At 68.2% G+C, this 17733-nt stretch carries 17 protein-coding genes; 5 read left to right on the forward strand and 12 right to left on the reverse strand.

The window, feature by feature from the left end:
• The first annotated feature begins 58 nt into the window (after positions 1-58).
• Both codA and ACGTN6_RS15235 read left to right on the forward strand, forming a co-directional pair.
• Positions 59-1306, forward strand: a complete 1248-nt coding sequence (gene codA, locus ACGTN6_RS15230; RefSeq protein WP_394593081.1) for a cytosine deaminase — start codon at positions 59-61, stop codon at positions 1304-1306.
• A gap of 195 nt (positions 1307-1501) precedes the next feature.
• Positions 1502-2152 (forward strand): TetR/AcrR family transcriptional regulator, encoded by a 651-nt coding sequence (locus ACGTN6_RS15235; RefSeq protein ID WP_394593084.1) that lies wholly within the window; start codon positions 1502-1504, stop codon positions 2150-2152.
• Between the two features lie 197 nt (positions 2153-2349).
• Here the strand turns inward: ACGTN6_RS15235 and ACGTN6_RS15240 are convergent, their stop codons facing one another.
• The 12 genes from ACGTN6_RS15240 to ACGTN6_RS15295 all read right to left on the reverse strand — a co-directional run bounded on the left by ACGTN6_RS15240 (position 2350) and on the right by ACGTN6_RS15295 (position 14587).
• On the reverse strand, positions 2350-3744 hold the full coding sequence (locus ACGTN6_RS15240) for an NAD(P)(+) transhydrogenase (Re/Si-specific) subunit beta (protein WP_394593086.1): 1395 nt from the start codon (positions 3742-3744) through the stop codon (positions 2350-2352).
• A gap of 3 nt (positions 3745-3747) precedes the next feature.
• A complete protein-coding gene (locus ACGTN6_RS15245) occupies positions 3748-4035 on the reverse strand; it encodes an NAD(P) transhydrogenase subunit alpha part 2 (RefSeq protein ID WP_394593089.1) in 288 nt (95 codons plus the stop codon).
• Entirely contained in the window at positions 4035-5198 is a 1164-nt protein-coding gene (locus ACGTN6_RS15250; RefSeq protein WP_394593091.1) for a Re/Si-specific NAD(P)(+) transhydrogenase subunit alpha, read from the reverse strand. The genes ACGTN6_RS15245 and ACGTN6_RS15250 overlap by 1 nt, the downstream gene beginning before the upstream one ends.
• A 29-nt stretch (positions 5199-5227) precedes the next feature.
• The gene (locus ACGTN6_RS15255) at positions 5228-6460 is read right to left on the reverse strand and encodes a Zn-dependent hydrolase (protein WP_394593093.1); all 1233 of its coding nucleotides are present in this window, start codon (positions 6458-6460) and stop codon (positions 5228-5230) included.
• 147 nt (positions 6461-6607) lie between these two features.
• Positions 6608-7612, reverse strand: coding sequence for a TIGR03842 family LLM class F420-dependent oxidoreductase (locus ACGTN6_RS15260; RefSeq protein ID WP_394593095.1), 1005 nt, complete (start codon positions 7610-7612; stop codon positions 6608-6610).
• Positions 7613-7665: 53 nt separating this feature from the next.
• On the reverse strand, positions 7666-8331 hold the full coding sequence (npdG, locus tag ACGTN6_RS15265) for an NADPH-dependent F420 reductase (protein WP_394593098.1): 666 nt from the start codon (positions 8329-8331) through the stop codon (positions 7666-7668).
• On the reverse strand, positions 8328-9167 hold the full coding sequence (cofE, locus tag ACGTN6_RS15270; RefSeq protein ID WP_394593100.1) for a coenzyme F420-0:L-glutamate ligase: 840 nt from the start codon (positions 9165-9167) through the stop codon (positions 8328-8330). Before cofE ends, npdG begins: the two co-directional genes overlap by 4 nt.
• Complete coding sequence (gene cofC / locus ACGTN6_RS15275; RefSeq protein WP_394593103.1) at positions 9104-9805, reverse strand: 2-phospho-L-lactate guanylyltransferase; 702 nt, start codon at positions 9803-9805, stop codon at positions 9104-9106. The genes cofE and cofC overlap by 64 nt, the downstream gene beginning before the upstream one ends.
• The gene (gene cofD, locus ACGTN6_RS15280; RefSeq protein ID WP_394593106.1) at positions 9796-10767 is read right to left on the reverse strand and encodes a 2-phospho-L-lactate transferase; all 972 of its coding nucleotides are present in this window, start codon (positions 10765-10767) and stop codon (positions 9796-9798) included. Before cofD ends, cofC begins: the two co-directional genes overlap by 10 nt.
• Positions 10764-11969, reverse strand: coding sequence for a 5-amino-6-(D-ribitylamino)uracil--L-tyrosine 4-hydroxyphenyl transferase CofH (gene cofH / locus ACGTN6_RS15285; RefSeq protein WP_394593109.1), 1206 nt, complete (start codon positions 11967-11969; stop codon positions 10764-10766). The genes cofD and cofH overlap by 4 nt, the downstream gene beginning before the upstream one ends.
• 29 nt (positions 11970-11998) lie before the next feature.
• Entirely contained in the window at positions 11999-13126 is a 1128-nt protein-coding gene (gene cofG, locus ACGTN6_RS15290; RefSeq protein ID WP_394593111.1) for a 7,8-didemethyl-8-hydroxy-5-deazariboflavin synthase CofG, read from the reverse strand.
• Positions 13127-13393: 267 nt separating this feature from the next.
• Positions 13394-14587 carry a GAK system CofD-like protein gene (locus ACGTN6_RS15295; RefSeq protein WP_394593113.1) on the reverse strand — a complete coding sequence of 398 codons (1194 nt, stop codon included), beginning with the start codon at positions 14585-14587 and terminating at the stop codon, positions 13394-13396.
• A gap of 152 nt (positions 14588-14739) precedes the next feature.
• Here ACGTN6_RS15295 and ACGTN6_RS15300 point away from each other — a divergent pair, with 152 nt between their 5' ends.
• The 3 genes from ACGTN6_RS15300 to ACGTN6_RS15310 are packed head-to-tail and all read left to right on the forward strand — an operon-like array spanning position 14740 to position 17732.
• Positions 14740-15225 carry an NUDIX domain-containing protein gene (locus ACGTN6_RS15300; RefSeq protein ID WP_394593116.1) on the forward strand — a complete coding sequence of 162 codons (486 nt, stop codon included), beginning with the start codon at positions 14740-14742 and terminating at the stop codon, positions 15223-15225.
• Entirely contained in the window at positions 15206-16846 is a 1641-nt protein-coding gene (locus tag ACGTN6_RS15305) for a phosphotransferase (protein WP_394593118.1), read from the forward strand. The genes ACGTN6_RS15300 and ACGTN6_RS15305 overlap by 20 nt, the downstream gene beginning before the upstream one ends.
• Positions 16839-17732: a GAK system ATP-grasp enzyme gene (locus ACGTN6_RS15310; protein WP_394593120.1), complete on the forward strand. Its 894-nt coding sequence runs from the start codon at positions 16839-16841 to the stop codon at positions 17730-17732. Before ACGTN6_RS15305 ends, ACGTN6_RS15310 begins: the two co-directional genes overlap by 8 nt.
• The last annotated feature ends 1 nt before the right edge of the window (position 17733 follow it).

Genomic DNA, 17733 nt, shown 5'->3' on the forward strand with positions numbered 1-17733 from the left:
CCAGGCGCCGCGGATGGGGCGCCTGGGCCGAGTATTGTCACCATTCCGAGGAACAGCGATGAGAATCGTCAATGCCAGGCTGCGTGGGAAGCCTGACCTGCATGAGATCCGGATCGAGCGGTCACGCTTCGCGAGTGTCACGCCCCAGCCCGACCGCCGCCCCGCGGAGGACGGCGTGGTCGACGCGCAAGGCAGGCTGCTCTGCGCGCCCTTCATCGAGCCGCACATCCATCTGGATGCCGCCTTGACCGCTGGGGAGCCGCGCTGGAACGAGAGCGGCACCCTGTTCGAGGGCATCGAATGCTGGGCGGAGCGCAAGCCCATGCTGGATCGGCGTGACATCCGGCGTCGCGCCCTGGAGACCCTGGAACTGCTGGTCAGCCAAGGCGTGCAGCACGTGCGGACTCACGCCGATGTCAGCGATCCCAGCCTGGTCGGCCTGACGACCCTGTGCGAACTGCGCGACGAGCTGAGTGACCGCCTGCAGATCCAGGTCGTGGCCTTTCCCCAGGAGGGCATCCTGTCCTATCCCGACGGGCTGGCGCTGATGGAGCGAGCGGTCGAGGCGGGGGCCGACGTGGTCGGTGCAATCCCGCACTTCGAGTACACCCGGGAGCTGGGGGAGGCGTCCCTCAAGGAGGCGATCCGCCTGGCCCGGACCCATGATCGCCTGGTGGACGTGCACTGCGACGAGATCGACGATCCCAACTCGCGTTTCCTGGAGGTGCTGGCCGCCGAGGCGCTGTTCGCCGAGATGGGCAGTCGGGTGACGGCCAGCCATACCACCGCCATGCACTCCTATGACAATGCCTATTGCTCGAAACTCTTTCGCCTGCTCAGGAACTCGGGCATCAATTTTATCTGCTGCCCCACCGAGAGCATTCACTTGCAGGGGCGTTTCGACAGCTACCCGAAGCGGCGAGGCCTGACCCGGGTCAAGGAGTTGGACGCCGCCGGCCTCAACGTCTGTTTCGCCGAGGACTCGATCCGTGACCCCTGGTACTCGCTGGGCAATGGCAGGCTGCTGAGGACGCTGGATTTCGGCCTGCATATCTGCCAGATGATGGGCTATGCGGACTTCAGCCGCGCGCTGGATTTCATCACCGACCATGCCGCCCGTACGCTGGGCATCGAGCACGACTACGGGATCGCCCCGGGCAAGCCGGCCAACTGCATCCTGCTGGATGGCGAGGACGACTACGACGTGCTGCGTCGCCAGAGCGAGGTGCTGCTTTCCATCCGCGAAGGACGGATCATCCTGCAACGGGAGCCGGCGAAGATCGTCACTCCCCGCTACCTGTTCTAGCCTTCGTCAGCCCTGGCCGCCCGAAAGGGCGGCCTGCCCCTGCCACCCGGTTTCCCGTGTCGACGTTGCCCCGGCCTTGTCCACTCCGGGGGGCGGCTTATGATATGTTACGCAGCCCCGAGGCGCCGGGGCGCGCATGGACTGTGCAAGCCCCCGGGCCGTGTGGGGAGTCATGTATAACGGCCGGGATCCGAGATGAGCAATGTCGAGCGCAAGCCCCGCAAGCGTTCTGCCGCCCGTGAGGCCCAGGAGCAGAGAATCCTGGAGGCGGCGGAGATCGCCTTCGCCGAACTGGGCTTCAATGGAGCGTCCCTGGAAGGCATCGCCGAACGCGTCGGCCTCTCCAAGCAGAACATGCTCTACTATTTTCCTTCCAAGGAAAGCCTCTATCGCCATGTCCTGAAGAACATCCTCGACCTGTGGATCGAGCACATGGCGCTGATGGAGCAGGAGGGCGATACGCCGGCGGCGATGCTCGAGAACTACATTCGTGGCAAGCTCGAGATCTCGCGCACCCGCCCCCACGGTTCCAAGGTTTTCGCCAACGAAGTCATCAGCGGCGCCGAGCACCTCCAGGACTACCTGCGGCATAACCTGCTGCCCCAGCTGGATGCCGACGTCGCCCTGGTTCGGCGCTGGATCGACCAGGGCCAGATGGACCCCATCGACCCGGAACACCTGTTCTTCAGCATCTGGGCCTCGACTCAGACCTACGCGGATTTCGCCGCCCAGATCAGCCTGGCGTTGGGCAAGGCGTCGCTCGACCAGGACGACTTCCAGCGCGCCGGCGACTTCCTGACCCATGTGCTGCTCAAGGGCACCGGCCTGCAGCGGACTGCCGATTAGCGCTGCCATCCCGTCGCTCCGCTCACCGCGTCGGCGTGCTCGATCGTGCGCCCGGGGTGTCGCCGTCCCGGCCTCGGGGACGCGCCTGCTGTCCGCGATAGAGGTAGGAGATAGGTAGGAGATGCGGTGGGTAGCGGCAAGCCTCCCGGCGAAGACGCCGGAAGGCGGTGGAGTCCGAGGGAACGACTTCCCCCGCGTCAGGCGGCTTCGTTGAGGGCCCCGGTCAGGTCGAGGATCGCTTGCTTGCCGTCACCGAACAGCATCAGGGTATTGTCCTTGGCGAACAGCGGGTTGGGCAGGCCGGCGAAGCCCGGACTGAGGCTGCGTTTGACCACCACCACGGTCCGCGCCTGGTCGACGTCGAGGATCGGCATGCCATAGATGGGGCTGCCCTTGTCCTCCCGGGCCATGGGATTGGTGACGTCGTTGGCGCCGATCACGATCACCACGTCGGTCTGGGCGAAGTGCGGATTGATCTGTTCCATGGGCTGCATCTTGTCGTAGTCGACCTCCGCCTCGGCGAGCAGCACGTTCATGTGCCCCGGCATGCGTCCGGCGACCGGATGCAGGCCGTAGATCACCTCCGCGCCGCGGCGCTCCAGGGTATCGGCCAGGTCGCGGACCGCGTGCTGGGCCTGGGCCATGGCCAAGCCGAAGCCGGGCACGATCACCACCCGCTGGGCGGTCTCCAGCAGCATGCCGATCTCCTCCGGCGAGGAAGACTTGACCTTGCCGGCATAGGCCTCGTCGGCATCCATGCCGGGGCCGCCGTCCTCGGAGAGCGAACCGAACAGCACGCCGGCCAGTGAGCGGTTCATGGCCACGCACATGATGCGGGTCAGGATCAGGCCCGAGGCGCCCACCAGGGCGCCGGACACGATCAGCACCGTATTGCCCATGATGAAGCCCGCCGCGGCTGCGGCGATTCCGGAGTAGGAGTTGAGCAGCGCGATCACCACCGGCATGTCGGCGCCGCCGATCGGCATGACCAGGGTCACGCCCAGCACCAGGGCCAGGACGATCAGCAGCACGGCAAGGCCGATGCCGCCGTGGCCCGCGGTCAGGGTGGCGACGCTGCCCAGGGCCACGATCAGCAGTGCGCCGTTGACCAGCGTGATGCCGCGGAAGCCCAGCGGACGGCCCGGCAGCAGCTCCTGCAGCTTGGCGAAGGCCACCGCGCTACCGGTCAGGGTCACCGCGCCGATCAGCAGGGTCAGGCCGATGGCCGTGAGGCCGATAGCGCCCGAGGCGGCCACCGGGCCGCCGCTCGACAGGAAGCTTGCCGCGGCCACCGCCAGCGAGGCGCCGCCGCCGAAGCCGTTGAGCAGCGCCACCATCTGCGGCATGGCGGTCATCTGGATGCGGACCGCCAGCAGCACGCCGATCAGCGACCCCAGCACCACGCCGGTGAGGATCCAGCCGTAGGACAGGATCGAGCGGTCGAGCAGCGTCACCACCACCGCCAGCAGCATGCCGACGGCGGCCATCAGGTTGCCGCGCACCGCGGTGCGCGGGCGTGTCAGCCCCTTGATGCCGCCGATGAACAGCACGGCCGAGAGCAGGTAGCACAGGTTGACGATTGACAGGCTCATGGGTCATCTCCTCCGCTGGAACATGCGCAGCATGCGGTTGGTGACCAGAAAGCCTCCCACCACGTTGATGGTGGCCAGGGTGACGGCGACCAGCCCCAGCACCGAGACCCACAGGCTGCTGGCGTCGCCGGAGCCGGCAGCCAGCAGGGCACCGACCAGGGTGATGCCGGAAATGGCGTTACTCCCCGACATCAGCGGGGTGTGCAGGGTGGCCGGGACCTTGGTGATCAGTTCGACCCCCAGGATCACGGCCAGCACGAACAGCGAGAGCTGCATGATCAGGATATCCATCAGGCGATCTCCTCCCGGGCGGCCGGGGCGGGGGCGAGGCGGTCGCGAATACGGGCGGCGCGAATCTCGCCGGCATGGGTGACGACGGTCTCGGCGACGATCTCGTCCTCGAAGTCCAGCCGAAGCCGGCCGTCGTCATCGAGCAGCAGGCGCAGCAGGTTCTCCAGGTTGCGGCCGTACATCTGGCTGGCGTGATGGGGCAGGGTGGCGGCGATGTTGGCGGGGCCGAGGATGGTGACCCCGTAGGCCTGCAGCGTCTCGCCGGCCCGGGTCAGCGCACAGTTGCCGCCGCGCTCGGCGGCCAGGTCGACGATCACCGCCCCGGGCTTCATGCCCTTGACCATGTCCTCGGTGATCAGCACCGGCGCCGTGGCCCCGGGGATCGCCGCGGTGGTGATCACCACGTCCTGCTGGGCCAGCACGGCGCCCATCTGCTCGCGCTGGCGGGCGAGGAAGGCGTCGTCCTGCTCGCTGGCGTAGCCGCCCTGGCCCTCGGCGGCCGAGGTGTCCAGGTCCAGCTCGACCGGCTTGGCGCCCACCGAGAGGATCTGTTCCCGGGCCGCCGGACGCACGTCGTAGGCCTCGACCACGGCGCCCAGCCGCTTGGCCGTGGCGGCGGCCTGCAGTCCGGCGACCCCGGCGCCCATGATGAACACCCGTGACGGGTTCAGGGTGCCGGCGGCGGTCATCATCATCGGGAACAGGCGCGGTGCCTGGGCGGCGGCCAGCAGCACGGCCTTGTAGCCGGCCAGGGTGGCGATGGAAGACAGGGCATCCATGCTCTGGGCGCGGCTGATGCGGGGCACCAGTTCCAGTGCCAGGGTGGTGATGCCGCGTTCGGCGAGGGCCGTGAAGCGCTCGCAGTGGCCGAGCGGATCCATCAGGCCGATGCCGACCTGCCCGTCCGAGAGGTCGGCCAGGCTGTCTTCTCGTGAGGCATCGACGCAGAGCACGATCTCGCCACGCTCCAGCAGCTGGGCACGGGTCTCGAGGATCTCGGCGCCCGCCTCGCGATAGGCGGCGTTGGAAAAGCCGGCGGCGTCGCCAGCGCCGGTCTCCACGAAGACCTGGCAGCCGAGGCCTGCCAGCGTCGAGACATTCGCGGGGGTGAGCGCCACCCTGGCTTCGCCGGGGGAGCGCTCCCGCATGATCGATATGCGCATGGTGATTCTCCTGGGTCCGGAGGGACTCGTCAGTCGTTGGCGCGTTCGAGCACCGCCTTGAGCAGGACGTCACAGCCGGCGGCCAGATCGGCCGGGGCGGCGCGCTCGGCCTCGTTGTGGCTGATACCGTCTTCGCAGGGCACGAAGATCATCGAGGTGGGCGCGACCCGCGAGATGTAGCAGGCGTCGTGGCCGGCGCCGCTGACCATCTCCCGGTGGCTGAGGCCCAGCGACTCGGTGGCCTGGCGGACCGAGGCCACGCAGTCGCGGTCGAAGGGCGCCGGCGGCGAGTACCAGATCTGCTCGAAGTCCATCTCGAGGCGCTGGTCCTCGACGATGCGCCGGGCGCCCTCCTGCAATGCCTGGTCCATGCGCGCGAGGACCTCGGCATCCGGGTGGCGGAAGTCCACGGTGAAGAACACCTGGCCGGGAATGACGTTGCGCGAGTTGGGAAACACCTGCATCAGGCCGACCGTGGCGCAGGCATTGGGCTGGTGCTCCATGCCGATGCGGTTGACCAGGTCGACGATGCGGGCGGCCCCCACCAGCGCGTCGCGACGGGTCGGCATGGGTGTCGGGCCGGCGTGGGACTCCTGGCCGGTGAGGGTGATCTCGTACCAGCGTTGCCCCTGGGCATCGGTCACCACGCCGATGCGCTTGCCCTCCGCCTCGAGGATCGGGCCCTGCTCGATATGCGCCTCGAAGAAGGCCTTGAAGGGGCGACCGCCGACTTCCGCGCTGCCGGCATAGCCGATGCGGGCCAGCTCCTCGCCCATGGTCTTGCCGTCCAGGTCGGCGCGGCTGAGGCCGTATTCCAGGTCGAACGCCCCGGCGAAGACGCCCGACGACACCATGGCCGGCGGGAAGCGCGAGCCCTCCTCGTTGGTCCACACCGAGGCTTCGATGGGAGCCCGGGTTTCGATGCCGTGGTCGTTGAGGGTTCGGATCACCTCGAGCCCGGCGAGCACGCCATACACGCCGTCGAACTTGCCGCCGGTAGGCTGGGTGTCCAGATGGCTGCCCATCACCACGGGCGGCAGCGAGTCGTCCTGGCCGGCGCGGCGCGCGAAGATGTTACCCATCCTGTCGACGGTGATCGTGCAGCCGGCTTCCTCGCACCAGCGCACGAAGAGGTCGCGTCCCTGCTTGTCGAGGTCGGTCAGCGCCAGGCGACAGCAGCCGCCCTTCTCGGTGCCGCCGATCTCGCCCATCTCCATCAGGCTGTCCCACAGGCGTTGCTGGTTGGTGCGGATGTCTTGCATGGTCGGTGCCTCGTGAAAACGTGGTTCGAATGGCGTATTGCCGTGCACAGGACGCAGGGGTGCCTTTCCCCAGGGGGCCCGGCCCTGTGGCGTCGTAGCGTGTCGTGGGAAAGGGGAGCGCCGGCGATGCGCCGCCGGCCCCCCGGATCAGTCGCGGAAGCGCGGGATGATGTGCTCGCCGTACTGGGCGATGATGTTTTCCTCGTCGCCGTTATCCAGATAGATGTTGAAGTGGGTCATGCCCGCTTCCTTGAGATGATTGAGCTTGGTGACGTGGTCCTCGGGCTGGCCCAGCACGCAGAAGCTCTCGACGATCTCGGGGGTAATGAAGTCGAGGTAGGGATTGTCGCTCTGGCCATGCTTGGAGTAGTCGTAGCCCTTGCGCTTCTCGATGTAGTCGGTGAGGCTCTTGGGCACCAGGCCGCTGTCGGTGCCGTACTTCTCGACGATATCGGCCACGTGGTTGCCGACCATGGCCGGGAACCACTTGGTGGACTCGATGCAGCTGGCCTTGTCGCCGAAATAGGCCGGGGCGGCGACGATCACCTTGTAGTCGGCCATGTCGCGTCCTGCCTCCTGGCCCGCGGCGGTGGCCTGGCCGGCCAGCCATTCCACCAGGTAGGGATCGCCGATCTGCAGGATCACCCCGTCGCCCACCTCGCCGGCGGTCTTGAGCGCCTTGGGGCCGTAGGCGCCGATATGCACGGGCAGTTCGTAGCCGTCGGCCCAGGGGAACTTGACCGGTTCCGGGCACTCGCCGTAGATCACCTCCTCGCCGCGCACCATGGCCTTCACCTTGTGGGTGAATTCGGCCACCCGCGCCAGCGGGGCGGGCTTCTTGCCCATCACCCGCACCGAGCTGTCGCCGCGGCCCAGGCCGATGTCGAAGCGCCCCCCGCTCTGCTTGGCCAGGCTGGCGAACAGGCTGGCGGCCAGCGACCAGTCGCGGGCATTGGGGTTGGTCACGCAGGGGGCGAAGCGCATCCGGGTGGTGTGTTCCATGCACATGGCGATGGCCGGGTAGCACTCGCGCCACAGGATGTGCGAGTCATAGAACCAGCAGTAGTCGAAGCCGGCTTGCTCGGCCTGCTTGACCAGGTTGCGAGCGCGATCGGGGCTGACGAAGCCCTTGAAACAGATACCGAATTCCATCGTCTTTCTCCTTGCCTGTTGTGATTGTTGGCGGTCTATCGACGGCAGGGGCGTCAGGCGCCGGGCGCCCAGATACGCAGCCCTGCATGGGTGAAGGGGACCTTCTTGGAGATGTTGAGGCGGATCAGGATCGGGGTGATGGCCTCGATGCAGCGGGCGTTGACGGCCGGGCCGGCGTTGTAGGCGGCCACGTCGAGCCGGCGGACCAGCTCGATCACCTTCTCCTTGGCCGCCAGGTCATTGCCGCAGACCAGTACGTCGCAGTTGATCGGGTGATCCAGATCGTTGAGGGTCACGGCCGAGACGTTGTGCAGGGCGCCGACCACCGGGACGGCGTCGCCGAGCAGGGCCTGGGCTGCCTCGGTGGCGGAGCCCGCCGCCGGCATGTCGACCCGCTTGGGATCGCCGTCGGCCAGCGGTACCACGATATCGACCAGGACCTTGCCGGGAAGCAGGTCGCGGATCGCCTCCAGGGTGGCGTCGTGGGCCGCATAGGGCACCGCCAGGATCACCATCTCGTCGGCGGCCGCCACGGCGCCGCGCAGGTCGTCGCCGCCGATGGCGGCCGCGTTCTCGAGCCGGGCGTTGAGCTCGTCGGCGGCCGCCTGGGCGCGGCCGGCGTCACGGGAGCCGATCACCACCGGCGTGCCGGCGCGGGCCAGTCGCAGGGCCAGGCCGCGGCCCTGGGGGCCGGTACCGCCTAGGATTGCAATGCTCATCGGAACAGGTCCTCTTGTTGGGGGCGGATCAGTTCGCTCGCCGAACTGTCGCAGGGTTGCCAATCGACGCCGCGGAACAGCACCACCGGCGTCTTGTCGCGCTTGCCCATCAGCAGGCCCGAGGCCGCGGCCAGCTCGTCGGCCAGGGCCGGCATGGTCACCGACAGCTCGCGACCGAAGGCGTCACGTTCGCCGACCAGGTCGACGCGGGCCGGGACCCGGGACAGGCCGATGGCCACGTTGACCAGGCCCATGCGCCAGGGGCGACCGAAGGTGTCGGTGATGACGATGCCCAGGCGCACGCCGAAGGCGGCCTCGAGGCGCTCGCCGAGGCGCCTGGCGCTGAGGTCGGGGTCCTCCGGCAGCAGGATGATGGTGTCCGCGGCGCCGACGTTGGATTCGTCCACCGCGGCGTTGGCGCAGATGAAGCCCAGGCGGTGCTCGGCGATCAGCGTGCCCTCGCGCTGGTCGGGGCGCTTGACTGCCCGCACTACTCGGGTCGACTCGCGCAGGATCGCCTCTACCTTGCGCGGATCCTTGTCGATGCGCTCGGCCAGTTCCCGGGCCTCGTCGCCGGGGGTGACATCGGCCAGGGCGATGACCCGCCCCTCTGCCTTGGAGACCACCTTGTGGGCGATCACCAGGATGTCGCCGTCCCTGGGCGTCAGGCCCTGCCGACCCAGCGCCTCGATGAGGATCGCGGCCAGGTCGTCGTCCGGCCGAATGTCGGGCAGGCCCGCCAGGACGCGCAGGTCGACGCCACCTTGAGGCGTCACGGCATCGTCAGCCAGGCCGCTTCGGGCGTCATGGCGGGTCGGTTCGAGCACAGGTTCCATAGCCGGGTCAGCTCCTGCGGCGTGTCGCCGCCTTGTCGTTGGATGAGGGCATCGAGGGCGCCCAGGTCGTCCGGGGTGTCGAGGTCGAAGCGCAGGTGCTCGAGCTCGATCACTCGGCAGGGCAGGCCGAGGCGTCGGGCCGATTCGCGGTGGGCCTCGCTGGAGCGCTCGCCGAAGCGGAACGGCAGCGCATCGGGCGGTGAGGTGAGCAAGGCATTGGTGCCGCCATCGCTGGCCGGGCAGATCACCACGCCCGCCCCGGCGGGGCGCGCCGCCAGCAGGTGCCGGATCTCGCCCTCGTCCAGCCGGGCAATGTCCGCCGGAATCAGCAGTTGAGCCGTATAGCCGTGGCGACGGCTCCAGGCCGCGGCACGCCGGGCGGCGGCGCAGAGCCCGGCGGCACGCGGCTCCTCGAGCACCCGGGCGCCATGACGGCGGGCCAGCGCGGCGATGGCCGTCGAGGCGGTGACCACCAGCAGGTCGTGATCCGGCAGCCGTCGGCGGCAGAAACGCAGGGTGCGCTCGCACAGGCGCCGGGCCAGGGCCGCACGCCGGCCCGCCGGTAGCACGCCGGCCAGGCGGCTCTTGGCCTCGCCGAAGTCCTTGACCGGGATGACGATGAGGGGATTCACGGGCATGCCAGCGCCTCCTCGCTGAGCGTCTCGGCGAAGGCCAGCAGCTCGCCGGCGAGACGCGCCTTGTCGGCGGCGTCGGCCATCAGGGTGCGGGTCGTGGCGACTCGCAGCCCTCGGGCCTCGAGGCGGTCGCGATCCGCGGCGTCCGCGTGGTCGATCATCAGGCCGTCGAGCCACGGGGCATAGCCGTGGGCCACGCCGAGGTTGCTGCACTCCCGGCCGGCGGCAATCAGCATGCGGTCCGCTGGCCCCTTGACCGTGCGCCCGCCGATCAGCGGCGAGACGGCGAGGCAGGGGGCCGGGGAGGCTTCGATCGCCGCGCGAATGCCGGGCACTGCCAGGATGGGAGCGATGCTGACCACCGGGTTGCTGGGGGCGATCAGCAGCAGGTCGGCGTCGGCGATGGCGGCCAGGGCCTCGGGCGTCGGACGGGCCGTTTCCACGCCGTCCAGGCGCACCTCCAGCACCTCCGGGCGGCAGCGCTCGCGGACGAAGTATTCCTGGAAGGCTAGCCAGCCCTCGGGCGTGCGGATGCGGGTCTGGAGGCGGTCGTCGGTGGGCAGCAGCAGCTCGACCTCCACGCCGAGGGCGGTGGCGATGTGCCGGGCGATGTCGCTGGGGCGCATGCCCTGGCGGCGCAGCTGGGTGCGCAGCACATGGGTGGCCAGGTCGCGGTCGCCCAGAGACATCCAGGTCTCGCAGCCTAGCGTGGCGAGGCCCTCGAGCAGCCGATGGCTTTCCCCCGCCAGCCCCCAGCCCTGCTGGCGGTCGATCAGGCCGGCCAGGCTGTAGGTCAGGGTATCGATGTCCGGTGATACCCAGAGGCCGTGGAACTCCTGGTCATCGGCGACGTTGCCGATGATCGACAGCCGCTCCGGGGGGCAGACCGCCGCCAGCCCCTCGGCGAGCTTGGCACCGCCCACGCCGCCGGCCAGCAGGGTGATGCGCGGCACCGGCGCGCTCATGCCAGGCCTCCGGCGAGGCGCGGCTCGGCGAGCGGAGCGTCGAACGCCTCGACGTGCCCGTAGAGGGTGTTGCGGCGGACCGGGCGCCGGCCCATCTCGCGGATCATGCGCGCCATGTCGTCGGGCAGCATCTCCTGGCCGTGCTGACCGCCGGCGGCGCGGGAGATGCTCTCGTTCATCAGCGTGCCGCCCAGGTCGTTGACGCCGGCCGCCAGCATCTGGCGCGCCAGGTCGGGCCCCAGCTTCACCCAGGAGGCCTGGATGTTGTCGATCCAGCCGTCGAGCATCAGCCGCGCCACGGCGTGCATGCGGATGTGCTCGAGCCGGGTCGGCCCCGGTCGCACGCCCTCGTGCTCCAGGAACAGCGGCGTCTTGTAGTGGATGAAGCCCAGCGGCACGAACTCGGTGAAGCCGCCGGTACGCTTCTGGATATCGCGCAGCAGCGCCAGGTGGGCGGCCCAGTGCTCGGGCCCGTCGATGTGCCCGTACATGATGGTCGCGGTGGTCGGCAGGCCCTGCTCATGGGCGGCGGTGATGATCTCGACCCATTGTTCGGTGGTGAGCTTGTCGCGGGTCAGCTGCTGGCGGATTTCGGTGTCGAGGATCTCCGCAGCGGTGCCGGGCATGGACCCCAGGCCGTGGTCGATCAGGTCGCGGAGGAAGTCGCGATGGGACATCCGGCTCTTGCGCGCGCCGAACCAGATCTCGAAGGGTGAGAAGGCATGGATGTGCATGTCCGGCAACACGCCCTTGATGGCCTTGAGGATGTCCCGATAGAAGTGGCCCGGGATGCTCGGGTGCAGCCCGCCCTGGATGCACACCTCGGTGGCGCCACGGTCCCAGGCTTCCTGGGCGCGACGGGTAATCTCGTCGAGGTCGAAGAACTCGGCCTCGGGATCGTCCTTGCGCTTGGCGAAGTTGCAGAACCGGCAGCCCATGTAGCAGACGTTGGTGTAGTTGATGTTGCGGGTGACGACGAAGGTGGCATCGTCGCCGACGCGGCGGCGGCGTAGCTGGTCGGCGGTGGCGGTGAGAGCGTCCAGTTCGGCGCCCTCCACGCGGAACAGGGTGGCGGCTTCGGCCTCGCCGAGTTCGTGGCCGTTCAGCACCTCCGTCAGCAGCCGGCGCACCGGCTGCCCCACATCGGGGTGATAGAGCTCATCGGGCAACAGGGGAGAGTGAAGGGTCGTGGTCGGGGTCATGGGGGTTCTCCTGTTCGCGGGGCAAGGGCCTAGACGCACTGGGCCAGGGCCAGACCGTCGGTGCGGGCGATACCGGCCAGCCGGGAGGCGAGGGGAGCGCTGAGGAAGCGCTCGGGACGCCGCAGATAGCGGGGATAGACCGCCAGGCGCTCGGCCAGGCCGTAGCCGCAGCGCTCGGTCGATCGGCGCAGGGCATCGATCTGCGGCCAGGCGCGCTCGGGATTGATGTGATCGACGGTCACCGGCGAGATGCCGCCCCAGTCGTTGATGCCTGCGTCGAGGTAGGCGGCGAAGCGCGCCTCCAGGTTGGGGGGCGCCTGCAGGCTGATCTCGGGATCCAGCAGCAGACGGGCCAGCACCAGGGTGCGGACCATGTCGTCGAGGCTCGGCTCCGGGTGGCCGGCCATGGCGGTGCCGGGCTTGGCGCGGAAGTTCTGGATGATGACCTCCTGCACATGGCCGTAGCGACGGTGCAGGTCGTTGATGGCCAGCAGGCTGTCAACGCGCTCGGCCCAGGTCTCGCCGATGCCGATCAGGATGCCGGTGGTGAAGGGCACGCCGTGTCGGCCGGCCCGCTCCAGGGTGCGCAGGCGCTGGACAGGCACCTTGTCGGGGCAGGCGAAATGCGCCTGGCCGCGCTGCAGCAGCCGCCGGCTGACGTTCTCGAGCATCATGCCCATGCTGACGCTGACCGGCTTCAGGCGGGCGATCTCGTTGTCTTCCAGGGTGCCGGCGTTGACGTGGGGCAGCAGCTCGCTCTCGCGCAGCACGCGGTCGCACATCTCGACCAGGTAGTCGGTCATGCTGCGGTGGCCGAGCCGCGCCAGCGCCTCCCGGGCCTCGGGGTAGCGGCGCTCCGGCTTCTCGCCGAGGCTGAACAGCACCTCTTTGCAGCCCAGCCTCTCCCCCTCGCGAACCACCGCCATGACCTCGTCCGGGGTCATGATCCGGGCGCCCGGGGTGCCCGGCTTCTGCACGAAGGTGCAGTAGCCGCAGTCGTCGCGACACATGGTGGTCAGCGGGACGAAGACCTTGCGGGAATAGGTCAGGGTGCGGCCCCAGTGCGCGTCGCGCCGCGCGGCGGCGGCCTGGCTCAGGGACTCGAATTCGCCGCTGGACGCCTTCTCCAGCGCCACGGCTTGCTGGCGGGTCAGCATGATGATCGGCGCCTCCTATTGTTGTTGTGCGCTCGTCGTATCGGGTCTGGTGTGACGGCGATGCCGTTTTACCAGTTGGTAAAAAATAACCTAGGCCACTTTTTACCTTTTGGTCAAACTTTTTTCGTGCGTGGTTTTTCCCCGTGATTGCGGGGCGAGAAGTGGGGCCAGGAAGGGAGGCGTGCATGTTCCGCCCCGGCCCGGTTGGGCTCGAGGTCGGGGAGGTAAGGGCCGGAAAGGTGGCGGAACGGTGGTGCTAGGGGCGGTCTACACCAGCGACAGCAGGGCGGTTACCAGCAGGTCCGGGTCGTAGTGGGGAGCGCCTTCCTCGCCGATCAGCCGGGTGTCGATCAGGGTCACGCCCTGCTCGACCAGGAAGTCGGCGGACAGCCTGCCGGAGTAGTCGCCGCGCTCGCTGTCGATGAGCACGAAGTCCAGCAGCTCCCGGGCGGGGCAGGTTTCGCCGACGTCGCGGCGCAGGGTGTCGAGCAGCACGGTGACCTGGCGCTCCAGGTCCATGCCGGTCTGCTCCGGGTCGGGGCTCGGGTTGGGAATGAAGACCTTGGGACAGCGGTTGGCGCGGATCGCCCGGCCGACGCCTTGCGGCAGCAGGTTGGCCAGCAGGCTGGAGTAGAAGCTGCCCGGGGGATAGCAGATCAGCTCGGCGCCGGCGATCAGCCGGCGGTTCTGCTCGTGCAGCGTGGCCGTGACGGGGACGTGGGCGTCGCGCTCGGCCGAGAGCTCGAGCGCGGCGATGGGCGTGGCCAGGGGCGCGACCTCCTTGCCGGTGATGCGGTGCTGGCCCAGTACCCGTCGTCCGTCCTCCAGGGTGGCCGACAGGTGATAGTCCTTGTCGACCACGGCGCGGACCGTGCCGCGCACGTGCACCAGCTTCGAGAACAGGAAGATGATCGGATCGAGCTGCTGGTGGTTGTTCAGGTAACCGCCGGCCAGGATCAGGTTGCCGATGCTGGCGCCGCGCAGATCGAAGCCCGCGGGCATCGACTCGCGGAAGTAGCCGAGCTGGTGGCAGATCAGCTGGCGCATGGGGTTGGGAACCGCATCGACCAGTGGGTGTCGTCCCGCCGCCAGTGCGTCGAGGGTCTCCCGCAGGGCGGCCGCCTCCGCGCTCTTCGGCAAGCGGTGGGTGAACAGGCGGTAGACTTCCGGGTGGCCGAGGATGGAGTCGTCGGCGAGCGCCATCAGCCGGCTGCGCAGGTCACCGATGGCGGGCATGCCGAAGGCTTCTCGCAGCTTGGCGGAGCTGCCGCCGGAGTCGAAGGGCGTCACCAGGTGGATGGAGTGATGGGTGTAGTGCTGGAGCCGCCGCGACATCCCGTTCAGGGCCGAGCCGCCGCTGAAGAACAGCAGCCGCGGGCCCAGCTCCGGAGCCCTCTGGTAGCGTCGAACTCGCAGCGAGTCGGGTACCCGGGCGGTGCGGGTGACGCGGACGTCGACCATGCCTTCTATCTTCTCTGTAGTGGAATGTTACGAGCCAAGAGTGCCTGTTTTTCACGGGCTTGTCGCCTGGCTGGGGGGAGGGGGTGAATGTCACATAAATTTCATGTTTTTTTGGCATCCTTTTCTGCCTGTGACGTTCGAGTGACTCGAGTATGGCCGAGCTGATTCCCGGTGTGCGCAATTCGGCCAGGGCGTTGATCTTGCGCGATGGTTACCTGCTTTTGCTGAGGAAGGAGGGCGATGTCTATGCCTTGCCCGGCGGCGGACAGGACACCGGTGAATCCCTGGAGGGTGCCCTGCAGCGCGAGTGCCGCGAGGAGATCGACACCGACGTACTGTCGCCTTCTCTGGTGCAGGTCTGCGACTACTTCAAGCTCAAGCGGACCGAACCGCCGACGCGGCGCCATCAGGTCGACTTCCTGTTTCGCGCGACCGTTCCCGACGACTACACGCCGCGCAATGGCGCGAGCCCCGACAAGCGCCAGCTCGACGTGCTGTGGGTCGAGGTCGATGTCCTCGCGCGGCTGGCGTTCTCCCCTTACTACCTGGCCTCTGTGCTGCCGCGCCTGATCAGTACCGGTAACGCCGCGGCCGGGCCCCTCTACGCGGGCGTGTACCATGACTCACCGGATTCCTGAAAGCATTCAGGACAATCTACGTTTTCTGTGCGTCGAGGTGGACTCCCAGCTGGCCAGCCTGCAGGCCTTCTTCGTCACTCCGACGGCGGCCATCGCTCGACGCGTCTCTGAGCGCGACGGCTACGCCCGCAACCTCAAGATGCGCATCCACGCCGACTGCATCAGGCGGCTGTCGCACAAGAAGACCCGTGAGGCGCGGCGACGCATCCTGCGTAGCCTGGAGCTGGTGGCGACGGACCTGGACCGTCTCACCGAACTGGGGCGCGATAGCGTGCGCCAGCTGGTCGACGTGGACGACCTGGCGGCGCTGGCGCCGAAGGACTTCCCGCCGATGCTGGCGCTGGTGCGCTCCGGCGTGGCCCAGGTCGAGCGCGCGGTCACCGACAGCGACACCCAGCGTGCCCTGCAGATCGGCCGTCTCCAGGAGACGCTGCACAAGCGCGTCCAGCAGCGGGTGAACGACGGCGTCACCGCCCTCAAGCAGCGTGACAACAGCACCGAGGACTTGACCCGGGCGCTGTTCGTGGCCCAGACGATCCGCCAGATGGGCGATGTGCTGCTGCATCTCAGCGAGGTCATCATCTCGGCCAACCTGGGGCAGTCGATGAACTTCGAGCGCTATCATTCGCTGCACTCGCTGGTCGAGGAGCTGGCCGACGGCGAGGACGGGGCCTTCAGCATGGCGCCGATCGCCGAGACCCGCTCGGGCAGCAGCATATCGGGCATCTCCACGGGCAATGACGACGACTACGTGGCGATCTTCAAGGACGGCCTCAAGCGTAAGGTCAAGGAAGAGCGCCAGGGGGTGGAAAGCTGGCACGAGATCTATCCCGGCCTCGCGCCCAAGATCCTCTCGTACAAGAAGCGCGGCCAGTCGGCGGCGCTGCTAATCGAGCACCTGCCCGGCTTCACCTTCGAGCATATCCTGCTCAACGAGCCCAACGAGCTGCTCGACGAGGCCCTCAAGCGGCTCACCAGAACGCTGAGGTCGGTGTGGCAGGAGACCCATACCGACACCCCGGTCGCCGCTGGCTACATGCAGCAGCTCGAGAAGCGCCTCGGCGAGGTGTACAAGATCCATCCCGAGTTCAGGAACAGCGGCGCGACGGTATGCGGCGTCGACCTGATTGCCTTCGATGCGCTGGTTGAGCGCGCCAGGGCGCGGGAGGCCGCTCTGGAAGCGCCTTTCTCGGTGTACATCCACGGCGACTTCAACGTCGACAACATCATCTATGATTCGCTCGAGCGACGGATCAACTTCATCGACCTGCACCGATCCAGCTACATGGACTACGTGCAGGACGTCTCGGTGTTCATGGTCTCCAACTATCGGCTGCAGATCATGGATGCCTCGCTGCGCCGGCGCATCATGCGCCTCGCCCAGGATTTCTATCGCACGGCGCGGCGCTATGCGGTGTCCCGGGGCGACACCACCTTCGAACTGAGGCTGGCGCTGGGGCTGGCGCGTTCCTTCGCGACCTCCACGCGTTTCATCCTCGACCCGTCGCTGGCCAGCCGCATGTTCCTGCGGGCGCGCTATCTGCTCGAGCTGGTCCTGGCGGCCGATCTGGAGAAGGCCGACCGTTTCCGACTTCCCATGAAGGAGATTTTCGTTGACTGACCCCAATCCCAGGATCGGCGTGGTGGGTATCCCCGGCAAGTGGTCCACCGAGGTGCTGGCCGATGCCATCCAGGCGCGCACCGGGTTTCGTGCGGTGATCGACCTTCAGCACGTCAGCCTCGATCTGACCACTGGCCGCCTCGATCACAGGGGCCAGGATCTGGGCGAGCTGGATGGCCTGATCGTCAAGAAGATCAGCGCCGAATATAGCCCCGACAGCCTGGATCGTCTGGAGCTGCTGAGGGCGGCTGAGGCCCGAGGCGTGCGGGTGTTCAGCGGTGCGGAGAAGATGCTGCGGCTGATCAACCGCCTGAGCTGCACTCTCACTCTGCGCCACGCCGGGATTCCGATGCCGGAGACGGTCGTCACCGAGGACGTCGATGCCGCCTGCGAGGCCGTCGGGCGCTTCGGCGAGGCGGTCTTCAAGCCGCTGTTCTCGACCAAGGCCCGGGGCATGTGCGTGATTTCCGCCGACCAGCCGCCCGAGGCGCTGCGCCGCGAGGTGGAGGCCTTCCGCCGCGACAACCCGATGATGTATCTGCAGCGCAGGGTCGAGCTGCCCGGCCGCGACCTGGGCATGGTGTTCGCCGGCGGGCGCTACCTGGGCACCTACGCCCGGGTTCCCCAGAGCGGTGACAGCTGGAACACCACCATCCACAGCGGCGGGCGCTACGAGGCCTTCTCGCCCTCGGAAGCGCTGATCGACCTGGCGACCCGAGCCCAGGCGCCCTTCGACCTGGATTTCACCACCGTGGACGTGGCCGAGACGCCTGACGGCCCGATCGTCTTCGAGGTATCCGCCTTCGGTGGCTTCCGCGGTGCCCTTGAGGGGGCGGGCATCGATGCTGCCGGCGCCTACCTCGACCACGTGATGGGCGAGCTATGAG

Origin of the sequence: Halomonas sp. B23F22_20, assembly GCF_043496985.1 — a bacterium.
Taxonomy (GTDB): domain Bacteria; phylum Pseudomonadota; class Gammaproteobacteria; order Pseudomonadales; family Halomonadaceae; genus Halomonas.